Annotated in this window: 14 protein-coding genes and 1 pseudogene; 5 read left to right on the forward strand and 10 right to left on the reverse strand. The window is 52.1% G+C overall.

The genetic code is table 11. The features are described 5' to 3' along the window. Nucleotides 1-55: 55 nt before the first annotated feature. Nucleotides 56-886 carry a carbon-nitrogen hydrolase family protein gene (locus ACTHUT_RS07070; RefSeq protein ID WP_440386441.1) on the reverse strand — a complete coding sequence of 277 codons (831 nt, stop codon included), beginning with the start codon at nt 884-886 and terminating at the stop codon, nt 56-58. Nucleotides 887-981: 95 nt separating this feature from the next. Here ACTHUT_RS07070 and ACTHUT_RS07075 point away from each other — a divergent pair, with 95 nt between their 5' ends. Then, nucleotides 982-1,281 (forward strand): porin, encoded by a 300-nt coding sequence (locus tag ACTHUT_RS07075; RefSeq protein WP_440386442.1) that lies wholly within the window; start codon nt 982-984, stop codon nt 1,279-1,281. A 113-nt stretch (nt 1,282-1,394) separates the two neighbouring features. After that, nucleotides 1,395-2,687: a valine--pyruvate transaminase gene (locus ACTHUT_RS07080; protein WP_440386443.1), complete on the forward strand. Its 1,293-nt coding sequence runs from the start codon at nt 1,395-1,397 to the stop codon at nt 2,685-2,687. 69 nt (nt 2,688-2,756) lie between these two features. On the opposite strand, the gene ACTHUT_RS07085 is transcribed toward ACTHUT_RS07080, so the two are convergent. From ACTHUT_RS07085 to ACTHUT_RS07115, 7 genes are all read right to left on the reverse strand, one after another. Further along, nucleotides 2,757-3,515 (reverse strand): iron ABC transporter ATP-binding protein, encoded by a 759-nt coding sequence (locus tag ACTHUT_RS07085; protein WP_003749115.1) that lies wholly within the window; start codon nt 3,513-3,515, stop codon nt 2,757-2,759. Nucleotides 3,516-3,599: 84 nt separating this feature from the next. Continuing rightward, nucleotides 3,600-4,226 carry an FmdE family protein gene (locus ACTHUT_RS07090; RefSeq protein WP_440386444.1) on the reverse strand — a complete coding sequence of 209 codons (627 nt, stop codon included), beginning with the start codon at nt 4,224-4,226 and terminating at the stop codon, nt 3,600-3,602. A 65-nt stretch (nt 4,227-4,291) separates the two neighbouring features. Beyond that, entirely contained in the window at nt 4,292-6,157 is a 1,866-nt protein-coding gene (locus ACTHUT_RS07095; RefSeq protein ID WP_440386445.1) for an acyltransferase family protein, read from the reverse strand. A 129-nt stretch (nt 6,158-6,286) separates the two neighbouring features. Next, nucleotides 6,287-7,258 carry an iron chelate uptake ABC transporter family permease subunit gene (locus ACTHUT_RS07100; protein WP_440386446.1) on the reverse strand — a complete coding sequence of 324 codons (972 nt, stop codon included), beginning with the start codon at nt 7,256-7,258 and terminating at the stop codon, nt 6,287-6,289. Continuing rightward, nucleotides 7,248-8,216 (reverse strand): ABC transporter permease, encoded by a 969-nt coding sequence (locus tag ACTHUT_RS07105; RefSeq protein ID WP_036492655.1) that lies wholly within the window; start codon nt 8,214-8,216, stop codon nt 7,248-7,250. Before ACTHUT_RS07105 ends, ACTHUT_RS07100 begins: the two co-directional genes overlap by 11 nt. A 181-nt stretch (nt 8,217-8,397) precedes the next feature. Then, a complete protein-coding gene (locus ACTHUT_RS07110) occupies nt 8,398-9,360 on the reverse strand; it encodes a siderophore ABC transporter substrate-binding protein (protein ID WP_440386447.1) in 963 nt (320 codons plus the stop codon). Nucleotides 9,361-9,475: 115 nt separating this feature from the next. Beyond that, the gene (locus ACTHUT_RS07115; RefSeq protein WP_440386448.1) at nt 9,476-11,491 is read right to left on the reverse strand and encodes a TonB-dependent receptor plug domain-containing protein; all 2,016 of its coding nucleotides are present in this window, start codon (nt 11,489-11,491) and stop codon (nt 9,476-9,478) included. 422 nt (nt 11,492-11,913) lie between these two features. Between ACTHUT_RS07115 and groES the strand changes: the two genes are divergently transcribed. From groES to groL, 3 genes are read left to right on the forward strand one after another with little or no spacing between them, the layout of a single operon-like run. Further along, nucleotides 11,914-12,201: a co-chaperone GroES gene (gene groES / locus ACTHUT_RS07120; protein WP_003744509.1), complete on the forward strand. Its 288-nt coding sequence runs from the start codon at nt 11,914-11,916 to the stop codon at nt 12,199-12,201. 39 nt (nt 12,202-12,240) lie between these two features. Beyond that, complete coding sequence (locus tag ACTHUT_RS07125) at nt 12,241-12,606, forward strand: Imm51 family immunity protein (protein WP_440386449.1); 366 nt, start codon at nt 12,241-12,243, stop codon at nt 12,604-12,606. Nucleotides 12,607-12,666: 60 nt separating this feature from the next. Then, the gene (gene groL / locus ACTHUT_RS07130) at nt 12,667-14,301 is read left to right on the forward strand and encodes a chaperonin GroEL (RefSeq protein ID WP_049322649.1); all 1,635 of its coding nucleotides are present in this window, start codon (nt 12,667-12,669) and stop codon (nt 14,299-14,301) included. A gap of 299 nt (nt 14,302-14,600) precedes the next feature. Here the strand turns inward: groL and katA are convergent, their stop codons facing one another. Together katA and ACTHUT_RS07140 are read right to left on the reverse strand one after the other, a co-directional pair. Continuing rightward, complete coding sequence (gene katA, locus ACTHUT_RS07135; RefSeq protein WP_440386451.1) at nt 14,601-16,115, reverse strand: catalase KatA; 1,515 nt, start codon at nt 16,113-16,115, stop codon at nt 14,601-14,603. Nucleotides 16,116-16,363: 248 nt separating this feature from the next. Further along, a pseudogene (locus ACTHUT_RS07140) lies at nt 16,364-16,692 on the reverse strand (acetyl-CoA carboxylase biotin carboxylase subunit); the annotation flags it as partial.

Consider the following 16,692-nt stretch of genomic DNA (forward strand, 5'->3'; position numbering starts at 1 on the left):
TGCCGGGGTCGATGCCGAGAATGCGTGTGGGTTGGAACTGGGACATAGTGCGTGTTTAAAGTAATCGGTGTTTCAGGGCAGGCAGGCGCGTGCGCACGCTTTGCAGGCGCGCGGTATCCAAATCGGCCAAAATCACGCCTTCGCCTTCGGGCAACGTCGCCAACACATCGCCCCAAGGGTCGATAATCATACTGTGGCCGAATGTGCGGCGGCCGCTTTCATGCAGTCCGCCCTGTGCCGACGCGATGACGTAGCATTGGTTTTCCACTGCACGGGCGCGCAGCAGTAATTCCCAATGCGCCTTGCCGGTCGTGTGGGTAAACGCGGCTGGCAACAGCAAAACATCAAATGGCTGCTGGGCGCGGAAAAACTCAGGAAAGCGCAAATCGTAGCAGACCCCGGCCGCCAGCGGAACATCGTCCACGCTCAGCTTCGGCACATCGCTGCCCGCCAGTATCGTATCGGCTTCGGCGTAGCGTTCGCCCAAACCGGAAAAGCCGAAAAGGTGCATTTTGTGGTAAAGCCCGATTCGTTTCCCGTCGCGGTCATACACCAGCATCGTATTCATCACCTTGCCTGCGTCTGGGCTTTGCAACGGAACCGTGCCGCCAAATAACACCACGCCGCATTCCCTTGCCGTTTCGCTTAAGGCCGTCTGAAAACGGGTGTCGCAGGTTTCGCCGACGCCTCCATCGTCCAAAGGCTCGGCAAATGCCAGCTTGTCCGTATCGTTTTTGCCCATCAGCGGCCAATATTCGGGCAGCAACACCCAATCCGCCCCTTGTTCGGCAGCCTCGTGGACAAGGCGTTTCATCGTGGCAATATTGGTTTCGGGGGCGGTGGACGACACCATTTGTACAGCGGCGGCGCGTAAAGAGCGCATCATCAAAACTCCTGTCAGATTTTGCAAGAATTGTAACTTGTTTACGCACAAGGCCGATACAATCGCCTCACAATTCCTCTCCAAAAAAAGGATAAACCATGAACTTGAAACTTCTCCTCACTGCCGCACTTCCCACCGCCGCATTCGCCGCACATGCCGATGTACAGCTTTACGGCAGCATCAAAAGCGGCATCGAAACCTCGCAAACCCGTTTCGGCGGCCAAACACGCAGCAGCACCGCCGTTGCCGACCAAGGCAGCCACATCGGTTTGCGCGGCTCGCATCCAATTGGCGGCGGAACGAATTTTATTTGGGAAGTCGAACAAGACACGCCGGTCGGCAAAAGCGGCTCCATCCGCCAAGACTGGCGCGAACGTCGAGACAATTTTGGCCGTTAAAGGAAGGATTGAATAGTAAAGGCTGTCTGAAAATCAGGATAACTGGTTTTCAGACGGCCTTTGTTCTTATAATAGCGGTTTATTGTTTTCACACACCCAGTAACGGAGTTTCCATGCAGTTTTCAGCATTCGGCGAAAAATTCACGCAACACAGCGGCATTTTGCAATTGATGGACGATTTGGGCGACGCGCTCAAAAGCGACAAGCCCGTCAATATGCTTGGCGGCGGCAATCCGGCGAAGATTGCTGAAGTCAATGCGGTGTTCGCCGATGTGTTCTCCAAACTGGCGGCGGAACACGCTGTTGAGAATATCGGCAATTATTCCAATCCGCAGGGCGATGCGGCGCTGATTGCGGCTTTGACTAAGTTTCTTAACCGCGAATACGGCTGGAATCTGACGGCGGACAATATTGCGCTGACCAATGGTTCGCAAAACGCGTTTTTCTATTTGTTCAACCTGTTTGGCGGCAAATTCAATCTTTCAGACGGCCAAACGGCTGAAAAAGCCATTTTGTTGCCGCTTGCGCCTGAATATATCGGTTATGCCGATGTGCATATCGAGGGGCAGCATTTTATTTCGGTGAGGCCGAAAATCGAAAATGTCGAACACGAAGGCGAAGCAGGCTTTTTTAAATACCGTGTGGACTTTGACGCGCTGGAGAGCCTGCCTGAATTGAAAGCGGGCAAAATCGGTGCGATTTGCTGTTCGCGCCCGACCAATCCGACCGGCAATGTGCTGACCGACGACGAAATGGCGCGTTTGGACGCGTTGGCGCAGGAACATGGGATTCCGCTGATTATCGACAACGCTTATGGAATGCCGTTCCCGAATATTATTTACAGCGATGTAACGCTCAATTGGCACGAAAACATCATCCTCTGCTTCAGCCTTTCTAAAATCGGCCTGCCCGGCGTGCGTACCGGCATTATTATCGCCGCGCCGGAAGTGGTCAAAGCCGTCAGCAGTTTGAATGCGATTGTGAACCTGTCGCCCACCCGTTTCGGCGCGGCGATTGCGGCGCCGCTGTTAAACGACGGCCGTCTGAAACAGTTGGCCGACCAAGTGATTCAGCCGTTTTACCGTCGGCAGGCGCAAACGGCGGTTTCCCTGCTCAAACGCGAATTGGGTGCGTATCCGTTGAAAATCCACAAGCCCGAAGGCGCGATTTTCTTGTGGCTTTGGTTTGAAAACCTGCCGGTTTCGTCGCAAACCTTGTACGAAATGCTCAAGGCTGAAGGCACGCTGATTATTCCGGGCGAGCATTTCTTTGTCGGCATCGATACGCAAGATTATCCGCACGCGGGCGAGTGCATCCGCATGAGTATTGCGCAGGATGCGGAAACGCTGGAAAAAGGCATTACTGCGATTGGTCGCGTGGTGCGCGGTTTGTACGATAAAAAATAAATGCTTTGAATAGGCAAAGGCCGTCTGAAACGTGGGGAATCGGGTTTCAGACGGTCTTTTTTATTGGGTTCAAACGTGGTGGATAACCAGTTTTTTGCCTTCGTAATCGAGGACGTTGACGTCCATATCGAATAGGGATTTGATGTTTTCGGCGGTGAAAATGTCGTTGGGTGCGCCCTGCATGGCGACTTGGCCGTTTTTCATGGCGACAACGTGGTCGGCGTAGGCGGCGGCCTGGTTGATGTCGTGCAGGACGACGACGGTAGTGCGTTTGTACTCGTCGGTCAGCCGGCGCAGGATTTGCATGAGGGAGCGGGCATGATACATGTCGAGGTTGTTCAGCGGCTCGTCCAGTAAAACGTAGTCGGTGCGCTGGCAGAACACCATGGCAATCATGGCGCGTTGGCGTTGGCCGCCGGAAAGCTCGGTCAGGTAGCGGTCGGCAAAGCCTTGCAGGTGGAACTCGGCGAGTGCTTCTTCGACGATGGTTTTATCCGTTTCAGACGGCCTGCCTTGGTGGTAGGGATAGCGGCCGAACATGAGCAGGTCGCGCACGGTAATGCGGCTCATGATGCTGTTTTCTTGGGTGAGGATGGAGAGCGTGCGGGCGAGTTCGGCGGTGGGCGTGGTTTTGATGTCTTTGCCTGCGTAGCTGATGTCGCCGTGTACCAAGGGTTGCAGGCGCGCCATAAAGGAGAGGAGGGTGGACTTGCCTGCGCCGTTCGGGCCGATTAGCGCGGTAATGCCGCCTTCGGGAATGTCGAGGCTGACGTCGTTGAGGATGGGGTTGCTGCCGATGGTGTGGCTGACGTTGCGGATGGTAATCATAGGCGGATTCGAGTATGGAAAACTTGGGGTTTCAGACGGCCTTTCAGCGTGAGGCCGTCTGAATTTTATTTCTGTATGGAGTGGTTAGATTTCGCTGACGGTCACAAATTCGGGATTGTCGGCTTGATCGATCAGGAAGGCGCGGACACGTTCTTGCCAAAGCTCGCCGAATTGTTTGAGTTCGTCGGCACTTGCGCTGCCGCTGACGGCTTTGGGCATGATGTCGCGCATTTGCGGTGCGAAGGGTTGGAGTGCGGCGTTGAGGCTGACGGCAACGGTTTTGCCGGTATCGCGGCGGCGGAGCGCGAGTGTACCGTTGATTTCGCCTGCACCAAAGGACAATAAATGGCGGCGGGCAAAGCGTCCGGCAGGGCCTACGCCGCCAAAGCCGGTTTCGGGTGCTGCGCCGGTAAGGAGTTGGACGACGGAAGCGGTCACGCCGGTCGTGCCTTCGTCACGCTCGCCCTGCATAAAGGCCTCGATGTCGCCGCGTTGCGGCAGCTCTTCGCCGTAAAGGGCTTTCAGGCCTTTGATGACCATCAGGTAAGCACCGGCGACGGTCGGGCAGGAGTGGCCGCACAGGCGTACGGCATCGGCGTAGTGGTAAGTGAGGATGCCGTTTTCGGCCGCGCCGAGGAAGTCGGCCAATGTGTCTTGGACGGTGATGGTCGGGGCTTGGTTGAAGAATGATGGGAAATGTTCTTGTGTCATGAAGGTTGTCCTTTGCGGGTTTGCCCGGGCCGTCTGAAATATTCAGACGGCCTTGGGCATAGATGTTATTTTAAGAGTATTTGTTTGTCCTGTATAAATTTTTCGGCCAGTTTTGTCGCACCGTGGGTGTTGAGGTGGTTGGTGTCGAAATATATCGGCAGGCCGTCTATGGTTTTATCTGCCGGAATCGGCTCCATGATGTTGACCCAATGCACGGCAGGCCGCTGTTTGACAATGTTTTCTATGGTCTTGTCGGCTTCGGCGGAGCGGGCGATTTCGGCTTTTTTATGCTCGGAAACGTATTGCATGTCGAGGCCGAGGCGTTGTTTCAAGTAGTAATGGCGCAGGGGCAGTTGCGCGTTCATCGGCGTGTCGGCAAAGACGTAAACCTGCTTGCCCTGTTGAATCAGGGTGTCGAGCATTTTGCTGAAATGCTCCGTAAAACCGGGCTTGTTGGTATGCAGGAACCAACGTTGCGAGATAAAGACCACCGGATAGTTTTCGACCTTTTGTGCGATAAAGCGGTTGTAAGGGTTGCAACGGTCGGCACGGCGGTCGCTTTGCGGCAACATAAAGCCGAAGGCAACGCCGCAGCTGTTGGACGAGATAACGTCGGCGGCAAAGCCTTCCTGTTTGCCCACCATATCGATAAAGGGCGTCAGGTGGGCGGCGTGGGAATCGCCCATCAGCAGGACTTTGCTGCTTTGGTTTTCCGCGCCGACGGCGCAGTCGGTTTTGGTCAAGGTATCCGCGCAGATTTTACTTTCGTCAACCGTATATAGGTTTGCCTCGTATGCGGCCGGTTTGGCAGTCAGCAGGTAGCCGGCGGCAGGAATCAGCAGGGCGAAATAGGCGGCGATTACCCCGATGAATTTTTGGGTGGTGAAATTCTTTATCCGTCGCGCCGGTGTTTCGACAAAGTAATAGGACAAAACGGACAAGCCCGACATCAGCACCACGGCCAATACAATCGCGGACATCGGTAAAGCGTTGTCCATGTAAACATAGCGCATGACGGCCAAGACCACCCAATGCCACAAATACAGCGAATAGGAAATCAAACCGATAAACACAACGGGCTTGAGGCTCAACAGTTTGGCGGTATTGAAGCCGTTTTGCGTCTGCAGGGTTTTGCCCGAGTAAATCAAGCCGCCGACCGCCGTACAGCACAGCAGCCGTTCGATATTGCCTTCACCGGGCAACACGCCGTAAGGAAGCAGCAACATGGCGGCAATCACCGCCATCATCGCCCAGCCGACCACAGGCGTGCTGAAGCGGTCGTTGTTTTGCGAGGGCGAAATAAAGGCGAAAAGCGCGCCGATCAGCAGCTCGTATGCGCGCACATAAGGCAGGAAATAAGGGTCCATGCCGAAGGTGGGTAAAAAGACGGACAGCAGGCTCAATACAATCAGTAAAAGAATGAATTGGCGGATGCTGCGCCCTTTGCTGAAGCGGAAAAAGGCAATCAGCAAAACTGGGAAAACAAAGTAAAACTGCTCTTCCAGCGATAAAGACCAAATGTGTTGCAAAGGTTTTTCTGCCGCGTCGGTATCAAAATAACCGCCGCGCCGTGCAAAAAACAGGTTGGCCGAAAACAGCAACGCAAACACTGCCGATTTGACGTATTGGCGCAGGTCAAACGACAAGAAAAAGATTGCGGCGGCCAAACTCGTACACAGCAATACGCAGGCGAAAACGGGCAAAATACGCTTGGCGCGGCGTTTGTAGAATTCTAAAAACGAAAAACTACCGTTTTGCATTTCGCGGCTGATGATGGTGGTGATCAGATAGCCGGACAAAACGAAAAACATATCCACGCCGAGAAAGCCGCCGGGCAGCCAAGCGGCGTCGATGTGGAAAATAATAACGGCCAAGACGGCCAAAGCTCGGATGCCGTCTAAGTCGGGACGGTATTTTAATGTCGTACTCATTTTTTGTAATTTTAGTAAATTTAGTGATGTTTACTATGAGTACATGTCAGAAATTTAGTTTCATTTCAATGGTTAAATATTTTTTAACACGGGCTTCAGACGGCCTGAAGCTGTTTGGGCACATTTAATTTATTTCTTTTTCAACACCAAATATAAAAATACCAATCCGCCTGCAAATTCGACGATCACGCTCAATACGGCCTGCATGCCGAGGAAGTGTTCGAAAATGGTTTGCCCACCGACCAGCAGGATGCCGCCGACACAAAAAGTCATCGGCAGGCGGACGGAATGTTTGACCGACGGGGAAAAATGGTTGGCCAGCGCGGCAACCAGCAGGCCGAAAAAGCTCACCGGGCCGACAACGGCGGTCGCGGTCGCAACCAGCGCGGCGATCCAGAGCAGCAGCCATAAGGTATTGCGCGTGTAGTTGATGCCCAAATTAATGGCCTGATTGCGGCCGAGCAGGTAAACGTCGAGGCGGTGGCGTTCGCGCCAGATTACGGCGGCGCTGATGAGCAACACGATTGCGCCGATGCCCAACAATTCCGAGTGGACGGTATTGAAGGTGGCAAACATATTCGCCTGCGCGGCGGTAAATTCTTCGGGGTCAATCATACGCGAAAGCAGCGACGACAGGCTGCGGAACAAAATCCCGAAAATCACGCCGATTAAAATCATGCGCGACAAATCGCGTCCGCCTTGTTTGATGAGCGTGTAAAACAGCAGCAGCGAGCCGCCCATCATGATGACCAGCTCAAAGCCGAATTTGCCCGTCAACGGCAGGGAAGAATAGCCCACGCCGCCGAGCGTAAACACCAGCAAGGTCTGCAAAAACACATACAGCGAATCGAAACCCAAAATCGAAGGGGTCAGAATCGGGTTGTTGGTCAGCGTTTGGAAAAGTTGCGTGGACACGCCGACCGCATAGGCAACCATCAGCAGCGCGGCAAGTTTGGTCAGGCGCAGGTGCAAGACAAAGTCCCAATCGCCTTTGACGTTGAGCGTCATAAACAGGGCGCAGGAAACCAGCAACAGCGCAAAAGCCACCCACAACGGACGGCTGCTTCCTGCCATAAAATCGATATTTTTTTCAGACGGCATGAGCAGGTTTCCTTAATAAAAGCCACAAAAACAACACTGTACCCATGACTCCGAAAACAGTCGATACAGGGATTTCAAACGGAAACACAATCACGCGTCCGACAATGTCGCACAGCAACACCAAAGACGCGCCCAGCAAGGCCACCGCCGGCAGGCTTTGGCGCAGCTTGTCGCCCATCAGGCGGCTGATGATGTTCGGCACGACCAGGCCGATAAACGGAATATTGCCGACCGTTACGACCACCAAAGACGTAATCAGCGCCACAATAATCAGCCCCGACCACAGAATCGCCGTCCGGTTCAGCCCCAAGTTCACGCTCACCGTTTCGCCCAAACCCAAAATCGTCAGCTGGTCGGCAATCAAATAGGCAAACAAAGCCAAAACCCCCGTTGCCCACAACAGCTCATACCGCCCGAGCAACACGCCGGAAAAATCGCCCTGCTGCCACACGCCCAGCATTTGCAGCATTTCGTTTTGATACGCGATAAAGGTGGCCACCGCCTCAATCACGCCGCCGAAAATAATCCCGACCAAAGGCACCATCAGCTGCGCGGTCGGCGGCAGGCGGCGGATCAGCAACATAAAGACCAACATCCCGATCAGCGCGGCAACGGCGGCAACCGACATTTTTGCCAGCAACGGCGCAGCCGGCAACAGCAAGGACATCAACAGCAAACCCAAAGCCGCACTTTGGCTTGCGCCCACCATCGACGGTTCGACAAAACGGTTGCGCATCAAAATCTGCATAATCATGCCGGCCACGGCCATCGATGCGCCTGTCAGCACAATGGCAAACGTGCGCGGCAGGCGGCTGATGAACATAACCTGTTGGCTGTCGGAGAGCGAAAACAGGGCGGACCAGTCGAATTGGGCGACCCCGACCGACAGGCTGACGGCAAACAATATCAGAAGCGCGATGCCGTTGATAAGGTTCAAATAAAAGGGCTTGTGAAACATAAACGATAAGGTCGTAAAAGAAACAAAGGCATTATTTTATAGTTGTATCGTTTTCAAAGATAACGAAGCAAACGGGCAAGAATGCCCGTTTCAGACGGCCTGATGACCAAAATACAGCTTGGGCAAAGGCCGTCCGGATGCCATGAAACGGAAGGGTGGGCATTGCCGCCCGCCGAAACAACTATTTCGCCGCGTTGAATGCGTCGGTAACCTGTTTGGAAGCGTTCAGCAATTCTTGCGCGCCGCCGGCCGCCAAATAGGTTTCAGGAACAAGGTAAACCACCTGTCCTTTTTTCCAGGCATTCGTTTCAGCGACCAGCGGATTGTTCAACACATCTTTTGCCGCCTGGCCTTCTTCGCCGATGGCCGCGCCGCGGTCAAGGACGAACAACCAATCAGGGTTTTTCTCTTTCAAGTATTCAAAGCTGATGGGCTGACCGTGGCTGCCTTCTTTAATCGATTCATCAACAGCGGGAACGCCGATGTCTTTATGCAACCAACCGCCCAAACGTGAGGAAGGGCCGAAAGCCGACATCTTACCGCCGTTGACCAATACCACCAAACCCTTGCCTTTGCCTTGCGCAGCAGTTTTCGCCGCTTCAAACGAAGCATCGATTTCCGCTTTCAGCTTGTCTGCTTCGGCCTGTTTGCCGAAGATTTGCCCCAGTGCGTCGATGCGCTCTTTTGAGCTTTCTTTCAGATTGGCGGTTTCGGCGGTCATCTCGATGGTCGGCGCGATCTCGTTCAACTTGTCAAATGCTTTGGCTGCACGGCTGCCGATGATGATGAGCTGCGGTTTGTAAGCGTTTAAGGCTTCGTAGTCAGGCTCAAACAGCGTACCAGCGGGTTTGGTCGTTTTGAAATATTCGTCCAAATAAGGCAGCAGGTTTTTGTCGATGGACAAACCGGTTTTCACACCCAATTTGTTTAAAGTATCGAGCATGCCCAAATCGTAAACAGCGATGCGTTCAGGATTTTGCGGCACTTTCGCATCGCCGCGCGCCGTTTTGACGGTCAGGCCTGCGCCTTCGGTTTGGGCGGCAGAAGCGGAAGCAGTTTGGGCTTGGTTGGAAGCAGAATCTTTCGGTGAGCACGCACCCAAAGCAAGGGTGCAGCATACGGCTAAAGCGGTCAAACGTAACATAGGGTTTCTCCGTGGTCGGGAATAAAGTAAATCGAAATGATAACTTGTATCGGATTATAAAGCTAGATGCCGTCTGAAAACTTTTGTTTTCAGACGGCTTTTTCAAGCTGATTGCTTAGAAGCGGTAGTTCACGCTTAGGCGGACATCGCGGCCTGGTTCAGGCAGAGAATTGGCACCTGCGCGCTGGCTGTGCGGCTTGTAGTTTTTATCAAAGACATTGTTGACGGAGAAGTTGACGTTCAAGTCATCTTTGCCTGTTGGTTTCCAGTTGGCGAAGATATCGTTGACGCCGTAGCCTGCACGGACGACATTCAGAGCCACGTCAGAGCCGCGCGAGGTCGGCGCATAGCCTGCATTCTGGACATAACGTCCGCGCCAGCCGATTTCCAGATTCGGATTGTCGAATTGGTAAGACAGACCTGTCGTCCATGTACGTCCCATCGGGATGGCAGTTGTCACGATGTCGGCTGTATCGCCGTTCAGTTTCGGTCTGCTGTATGCTACGCCTGCACGTGCAGTCAGACCTTTCCAGCGGTAGGCGGCGTTCAGTTCGTAACCTCTGTTTTTCAGTTTGCCGCCGTTAAACCAAACATAGTTTTGCCCTGCTTGGCGGATAGCTTGTACATCTTTGATTTGTTGATGGAAATAGCTGCCGGACAATGTCAGGGCGGAATTCCAGTGATAGTTAAAGCCGATTTCTGCATTTCGCGAGCGTTCCGCTTTCAAATCAGGCGATGAGATAATTGATCTGGAACTCATTAAAGCTGCCTCGTACAGGCGAGGGCTGCGGGTTGCATAGTTCAGGCTGGTGTTGATGGAAAAATCAGGGGTAATGTCATAAACCAACCCGATGCTCGGATTGAGGTTGCCGTCTGAATTTTCTGTATTACTGCTGGTTTTCATTTTCCAACGGTCATAGCGCAAACCTGTGGTCAGCGTAACCGGAGAGAAATCCCAAATGCCTTCTACATATACGCCGGCATCGCTTTTCTTCTCGTTGTTTTCTCCGTTTGAGCTGCTTTTTTGAGTGCGCCAGTTTACTCCGTATTTCAGGGTATGGCGGTCAAATAGACGGCTGTCGAGATTCAGATTGGCTCCGTATGTCCGTACTTCGCCGTCCAATTCATAATTTGGATTGGGGACTTCATCACGTTTGGTGTTCAAACGGTAAACATTGGCTTTGATTTTGTCGATAAAGCCCAAGTTTCCGCCTTTGAATTCCAAGTTGGTGGTGTCTTGGGTCAGTGTGCGGTAACGCGGCGCGTTGTTGGCGGTATTCGGAATGCGGTTGCCGTTGGCATCCAAAACGTATTGACCCGTGCGGCGGTCGGTTTGGAAGACTTGCGAGAAATCGAACTCTTCGCGCAGGGCGCGTTCTCCATATTGTTTTTCTTGGCGGTGGCTTAATTCAATACGGTTGTCTTCATTGAAGCGATAGCCGATTTTGCCCAGTAAGCCGCGTGAACCCAATCCACTGTTTAAAACCTTATCGCTTCCGAGCAGATTACGGTAGCCTTTGCCTGCCGTGTATTCTTTGTCGCGTACGAAATTGCCTGAAACCAAAGCATCAAAACCGCCTGCCTGACCATAAACGCTTGCGCCGCGTGAATAGCCTTTATTGCTGCTGATGCCGGCATTGACTTTGAAACCGACGTTTTGACCTTCTCTCAGTAAATCTTTGGCTTCAACCGTTTCGGCAACAATTGCGCCGCTGGTTGCACCGATACCTGCGGAGGCAGAACCTGTACCTTTTTGCACGGCAACGACTTTTACCAATGCGGGGTCAAGCATAAAGCGGCCGTTGTGGTGGAAAATCTGGCTGTCGGTGTAGGTATCGTCAACTTTATAGTCTATTTGGTCTTGTCCCATGCCGCGGATGGTTACCCACTGCGACTGACCGTTGCCGCCACCGAAACTGATAGAGGGTTCGTTGAACAATACGTCTTTTAAATCAGTGGAAGTCGTCTCTTCCATACGTTTCGTCGTTACACGGTGTGTGGCGCTTGTGGCCTGACCTTTGACGGTAACAGTATCAAGGGTAACGCTTTCTTTCGCTTCGTCTTCCGCGTGGGCAAAGCCGGCGGCGAGTGCCAGTGAAAGCAGGCTGAATCGGAACAGGGGTGAAGTCATAGAAATTTCCTTTTCGGGATAAGTTTAATTCTTCAGTGAAAAATATTTATTAATAATAATTTCTATTTATTATTTTAAAGTTAGGATATTATTTTGTAAAGGTGTGCATAGGTTTGTACTTAACAGTGTCTTTCTCTGATTGGGACGTTTGGCGTTTGCTTTTGGTAAAAGGCCGTCTGAAAAAATTTGCCAGTTTGGCCGGCGTGGAAAATAGGGAAAGAGGGCGTGAAATTATCGTGTCTGTTTCAGACGGCTTTAAATAGAAAATTTTTACATTATTCTCTTGAATTTATCGGGTCGAACCCTAATTTGTCGCTGTGTTCAGGTAAGTTTGTCGACAAACTTGCCGCCTACTTTTTCAAACCGTATCTGCCGGATGAAGGCAGATGATTGTTTTCAAACTATTTATCGGAGCATAAAACATGACTATCCGTCCTTTACACGACCGCGTCGTCGTCAAACGCTTGGAAGCTGAAGAAAAAACCGCCTCTGGCATCGTTTTGCCGGGTGCGGCCGCTGAAAAACCCGACATGGGCGAAGTGATCGCCGTGGGTGCGGGCAAAATCGGTAAAGACGGCGCGCGCCGTCCGCTGGATGTCAAAGTCGGCGACAAAGTGATCTTCGGCAAATACAGCGGCCAAACTGTAAAAGCCGACGGCGAAGAGCTGTTGGTAATGCGTGAAGAAGACATCTTCGGTATCGTTGAATAAGATTTTTAAATATTAAGGCCGTCTGAAAAAGGGTAAGCAATGGCAGACTACATCCGTATTTCAAAGTCTGAAGATCTCAAACAGATCAGTATCCAATTCGATTGTGGACAAGATTCTGTGTTCACTTTGGGCGAAAGGATGAATGAGGCTTGTGAAGAAGCCTATATGAACGGCTACAACTGGGATGCCTTCTTCAATGCCTATTTGGGCGTTTACGCGCCTGAACTGCTTGAGAACTTGGATTCTGACCCTGAAGGCGGTTCATATTTCGCCTATTATTCGCTGACACCGGAAAATTGGGAAAAAGCTGAGAAATTCAAACAGATTGCTGTTGATTTGGTTGAAAACGAAAGCAAGATTTTCGAATTTCTGGAAAGCTACGGCGACAGTGTGGAATGGGATTGACCTTTCCAGACGGCATCATCTTTATTTTTACAGTAAAACAGATTTTTAAGGATTAAAAACATGGCAGCAAAAGACGTACAATTTGGCAATGAAGTTCGCCAAAAAATGGTAAACGGCGTTAATGTATTGGCAAACGCCGTACGCGTAACTCTGGGCCCTAAAGGCCGCAACGTGGTACTCGACCGCGCTTTCGGTGGCCCGCACATCACTAAAGACGGTGTGTCTGTTGCAAAAGAAATCGAATTGAAAGACAAATTCGAAAACATGGGTGCGCAAATGGTGAAAGAAGTTGCGTCTAAAACCAACGACGTGGCCGGTGACGGTACCACTACTGCAACCGTATTGGCGCAATCCATCGTTGCCGAAGGCATGAAATACGTTACCGCCGGCATGAACCCGACCGACCTGAAACGCGGTATCGATAAAGCCGTTGCCGCTTTGGTTGACGAGCTGAAAAACATTGCCAAACCTTGCGACACTTCTAAAGAAATCGCCCAAGTCGGCTCTATTTCCGCCAACTCTGACGAACAAGTCGGTGCGATTATCGCCGAAGCGATGGAAAAAGTCGGCAAAGAAGGCGTGATTACCGTTGAAGACGGCAAATCTTTAGAAAACGAGCTGGACGTGGTTGAAGGTATGCAATTCGACCGCGGCTACCTGTCTCCTTACTTCATCAACGACGCTGAAAAACAAATTGCTGCTTTGGACAATCCGTTTGTATTGTTGTTCGACAAAAAAATCAGCAACATCCGCGACTTGCTGCCTGTTTTGGAACAAGTGGCTAAAGCCAGCCGTCCGCTCTTGATTATCGCTGAAGACGTAGAAGGCGAAGCCTTGGCGACCTTGGTCGTGAACAACATCCGCGGCATCCTGAAAACCGTTGCCGTTAAAGCCCCTGGCTTCGGCGACCGCCGCAAAGCCATGTTGCAAGACATCGCCATCCTGACCGGCGGCGTGGTGATTTCCGAAGAAGTCGGCCTGTCTCTGGAAAAAGCGACTTTGGACGACTTGGGTCAAGCCAAACGCATCGAAATCGGTAAAGAAAACACTACCATCATCGACGGCTTCGGCGACGCAGCCCAAATCGAAGCGCGTGTTGCCGAAATCCGCCAACAAATCGAAACCGCAACCAGCGAATACGACAAAGAAAAACTGCAAGAGCGCGTGGCTAAATTGGCTGGCGGTGTGGCAGTGATCAAAGTCGGTGCCGCTACCGAAGTGGAAATGAAAGAGAAAAAAGACCGCGTGGAAGACGCGTTGCACGCTACCCGCGCAGCCGTTGAAGAAGGTGTGGTTGCAGGTGGCGGCGTAGCCCTGTTGCGCGCACGTGCCGCTCTAGAAAACCTGCACACCGGCAATGCCGACCAAGACGCAGGCGTACAAATCGTATTGCGCGCCGTTGAGTCTCCTCTGCGCCAAATCGTTGCCAACGCAGGCGGCGAACCTAGCGTGGTTGTGAACAAAGTGTTGGAAGGTAAAGGCAACTACGGTTACAACGCAGGCTCCGGCGAATACGGCGACATGATCGAAATGGGCGTACTCGACCCAGCCAAAGTAACCCGTTCTGCGCTGCAACACGCCGCATCTATCGCCGGCCTGATGCTGACTACTGATTGCATGATTGCCGAAATTCCTGAAGAAAAACCTGCTATGCCTGATATGGGCGGCATGGGTGGTATGGGCGGCATGATGTAAGGCCGTCTGAAACCTTCAGACAAAAAGCAAAACCGCACGGTAATCAGCCGTGCGGTTTTTATTTGCAGTAGAGGCATGAGATGGTGAGGGGCATGCCATGATTTACGGAGAAATAAGGGTGGCCAGTTCCATTGAATCAGAAGCAATCAAATAAACTTCATCATAAAAAGGCCGTCTGAAACTTTATTTTATGTTTCAGACGGCCTGATTAATGATCTAAACCGTTACTTTTTGTTTGAACGGCTGTATCGGACAGCTTGAGACAAGATTTCTTCAATTTCTATCCACATAATGCCTCCTTACAGCAAACCAGGTTGACCTAAAGCCGGGTCGGTCGAACGGGCGGCTTGGGCATCTTCGACAGTCAGTCCAAGGGCTTTGGCTACGCCTTCGCCGTATGCCGGATCGCAACGGTAGCAGTTGCGGATATGGCGGTATTTGATGAAGTCTGGTGCATCGCCCATGGCTGCGGCGGTGTTGTTAAACAAAGCTTGTTGTTGCTCATTGTTCATCAGCTTGAACAAGGCGCGCGGTTGGCTGAAGTAGTCGTCATCGTCTTGGCGGTAGTCCCAGTGCGCCGCGTCGCCGTTGATTTTCAAAGGCGGTTCGGCGAAGTCGGGTTGTTGCTGCCATTGGCCGAAGCTGTTGGGTTCGTAGTGTGGCAGGCTGCCGTAGTTGCCGTCGGCGCGGCCTTGTCCGTCGCGCTGGTTGCTGTGGACGGGGCAACGCGGGCGGTTGACGGGAATTTGGCGGAAGTTCACGCCCAAACGGTAGCGCTGCGCATCGGCGTAATTGAACAAACGGGCTTGCAGCATTTTGTCGGGGCTGGCGCCGATACCGGGCACAAGGTTGCTTGGTGCAAAAGCTGATTGTTCCACATCGGCGAAGAAGTTTTCGGGATTGCGGTTCAACTCGAATTCGCCCACTTCAATCAGCGGATAGTCTTTTTTCGGCCAAACTTTGGTTAAGTCAAACGGATGATAAGGCACTTTTTCCGCATCGGCTTCAGGCATGACTTGGATGTACATCGTCCATTTTGGAAACTCGCCGCGCTCGATGGCTTCGTACAGATCGCGCTGGTGGCTTTCGCGGTCGTCGGCGATGATTTTTGCGGCTTCTTCGTTGGTCAGGTTTTTAATCCCTTGCTGGCTGCGGAAATGGAATTTCACCCAAAAACGCTCGCCCGCTTCGTTCCAGAAGCTGTAAGTATGCGAACCAAAGCCGTGCATATGGCGGTAGCTGGCGGGGATGCCGCGGTCGCTCATGACGATGGTGACTTGGTGCAGGGCTTCGGGCAGCAGCGTCCAGAAGTCCCAGTTGTTTGTGGCGGAACGCATATTGGTGCGCGGGTCGCGTTTGACGGCTTTGTTCAGGTCGGGGAATTTACGCGGGTCGCGCAGGAAGAACACGGGCGTGTTGTTGCCGACCATATCCCAGTTGCCTTCTTCGGTATAAAACTTCAACGCAAAGCCGCGGATGTCGCGTTCCGCATCGGCTGCGCCGCGTTCGCCTGCCACGGTGGTGAAACGGGCGAACATTTCGGTTTTCTTGCCGACTTCGCTGAAGATTTTGGCGCGGGTGTATTTCGTGATGTCGTGCGTCACGGTGAACGTACCGAACGCGCCCGAACCTTTGGCGTGCATACGGCGTTCGGGGATGACTTCGCGCACGAAGTCGGCGAGTTTTTCATTCAGCCATAAGTCTTGCGCCAGCAGAGGGCCGCGTGGGCCTGCGGTCAGGCTGTTTTGATTGTCGGCAACGGGCGCACCATTGTTCATGGTCAGATGGGTAACAGGGCATTTAGAGGTAGTCATGATGGTTTCCTTTGCAAAATGGTCAGTGGTTTATAAAACGATTTGCCGGAAGGCATATTCGTAGCCGGTTTCTTGATTCTCATAAATTTCTTGTATCGACATTTGTTTTTCCTTTTACTTAAACTATGAAAAGAACTATACAGAAAGGTTTTGACTATTGGAACTATGAAACCGATTTAAAATAGATATAATAAATCAATTATTAAATATTATTAGTTTTAATAAATAATTTGATTGTGAAAAAAGGATTATTTATCCAGTTTGGCTTTGCGTTCTTCCAACCAATGTTCCAAGTAGTGGATGCTGACGCCGCCTTTTTGGAAACCCGGATCGCTGAACAAGTCACGGTGCAGCGGCGTATTGGTTTTGATGCCGGTAATTGCCAGCTCATCGAGGGCAACACGCATTTTGGCCATGGCTTGGTCGCGGTCTTTACCGACGACGCAGATTTTGCCGATCAGGCTGTCGTAGTAAGGAGGGATGCGGTAGCCTTGGTAGATGTGGCTGTCGACGCGGATGCCGAAGCCGCCGGGCAGGTGGCAGCTTTCAATCAGGCCCGGGCTTGGAATGAAGTTGT

The organism is Neisseria sp. P0022.S010 (assembly GCF_051956635.1).

Coding starts and splice junctions, on each gene's coding strand:
- ACTHUT_RS07070 (WP_440386441.1), bottom strand. CDS start 886: ATGATGCGCTCTTTACGCGCCGCCGCTGTACAAATGGTGTCGTCCACC.
- ACTHUT_RS07075 (WP_440386442.1), top strand. CDS start 982: ATGAACTTGAAACTTCTCCTCACTGCCGCACTTCCCACCGCCGCATTC.
- ACTHUT_RS07080 (WP_440386443.1), top strand. CDS start 1,395: ATGCAGTTTTCAGCATTCGGCGAAAAATTCACGCAACACAGCGGCATT.
- ACTHUT_RS07085 (WP_003749115.1), bottom strand. CDS start 3,515: ATGATTACCATCCGCAACGTCAGCCACACCATCGGCAGCAACCCCATC.
- ACTHUT_RS07090 (WP_440386444.1), bottom strand. CDS start 4,226: ATGACACAAGAACATTTCCCATCATTCTTCAACCAAGCCCCGACCATC.
- ACTHUT_RS07095 (WP_440386445.1), bottom strand. CDS start 6,157: ATGAGTACGACATTAAAATACCGTCCCGACTTAGACGGCATCCGAGCT.
- ACTHUT_RS07100 (WP_440386446.1), bottom strand. CDS start 7,258: ATGCCGTCTGAAAAAAATATCGATTTTATGGCAGGAAGCAGCCGTCCG.
- ACTHUT_RS07105 (WP_036492655.1), bottom strand. CDS start 8,216: ATGTTTCACAAGCCCTTTTATTTGAACCTTATCAACGGCATCGCGCTT.
- ACTHUT_RS07110 (WP_440386447.1), bottom strand. CDS start 9,360: ATGTTACGTTTGACCGCTTTAGCCGTATGCTGCACCCTTGCTTTGGGT.
- ACTHUT_RS07115 (WP_440386448.1), bottom strand. CDS start 11,491: ATGACTTCACCCCTGTTCCGATTCAGCCTGCTTTCACTGGCACTCGCC.
- groES (WP_003744509.1), top strand. CDS start 11,914: ATGACTATCCGTCCTTTACACGACCGCGTCGTCGTCAAACGCTTGGAA.
- ACTHUT_RS07125 (WP_440386449.1), top strand. CDS start 12,241: ATGGCAGACTACATCCGTATTTCAAAGTCTGAAGATCTCAAACAGATC.
- groL (WP_049322649.1), top strand. CDS start 12,667: ATGGCAGCAAAAGACGTACAATTTGGCAATGAAGTTCGCCAAAAAATG.
- katA (WP_440386451.1), bottom strand. CDS start 16,115: ATGACTACCTCTAAATGCCCTGTTACCCATCTGACCATGAACAATGGT.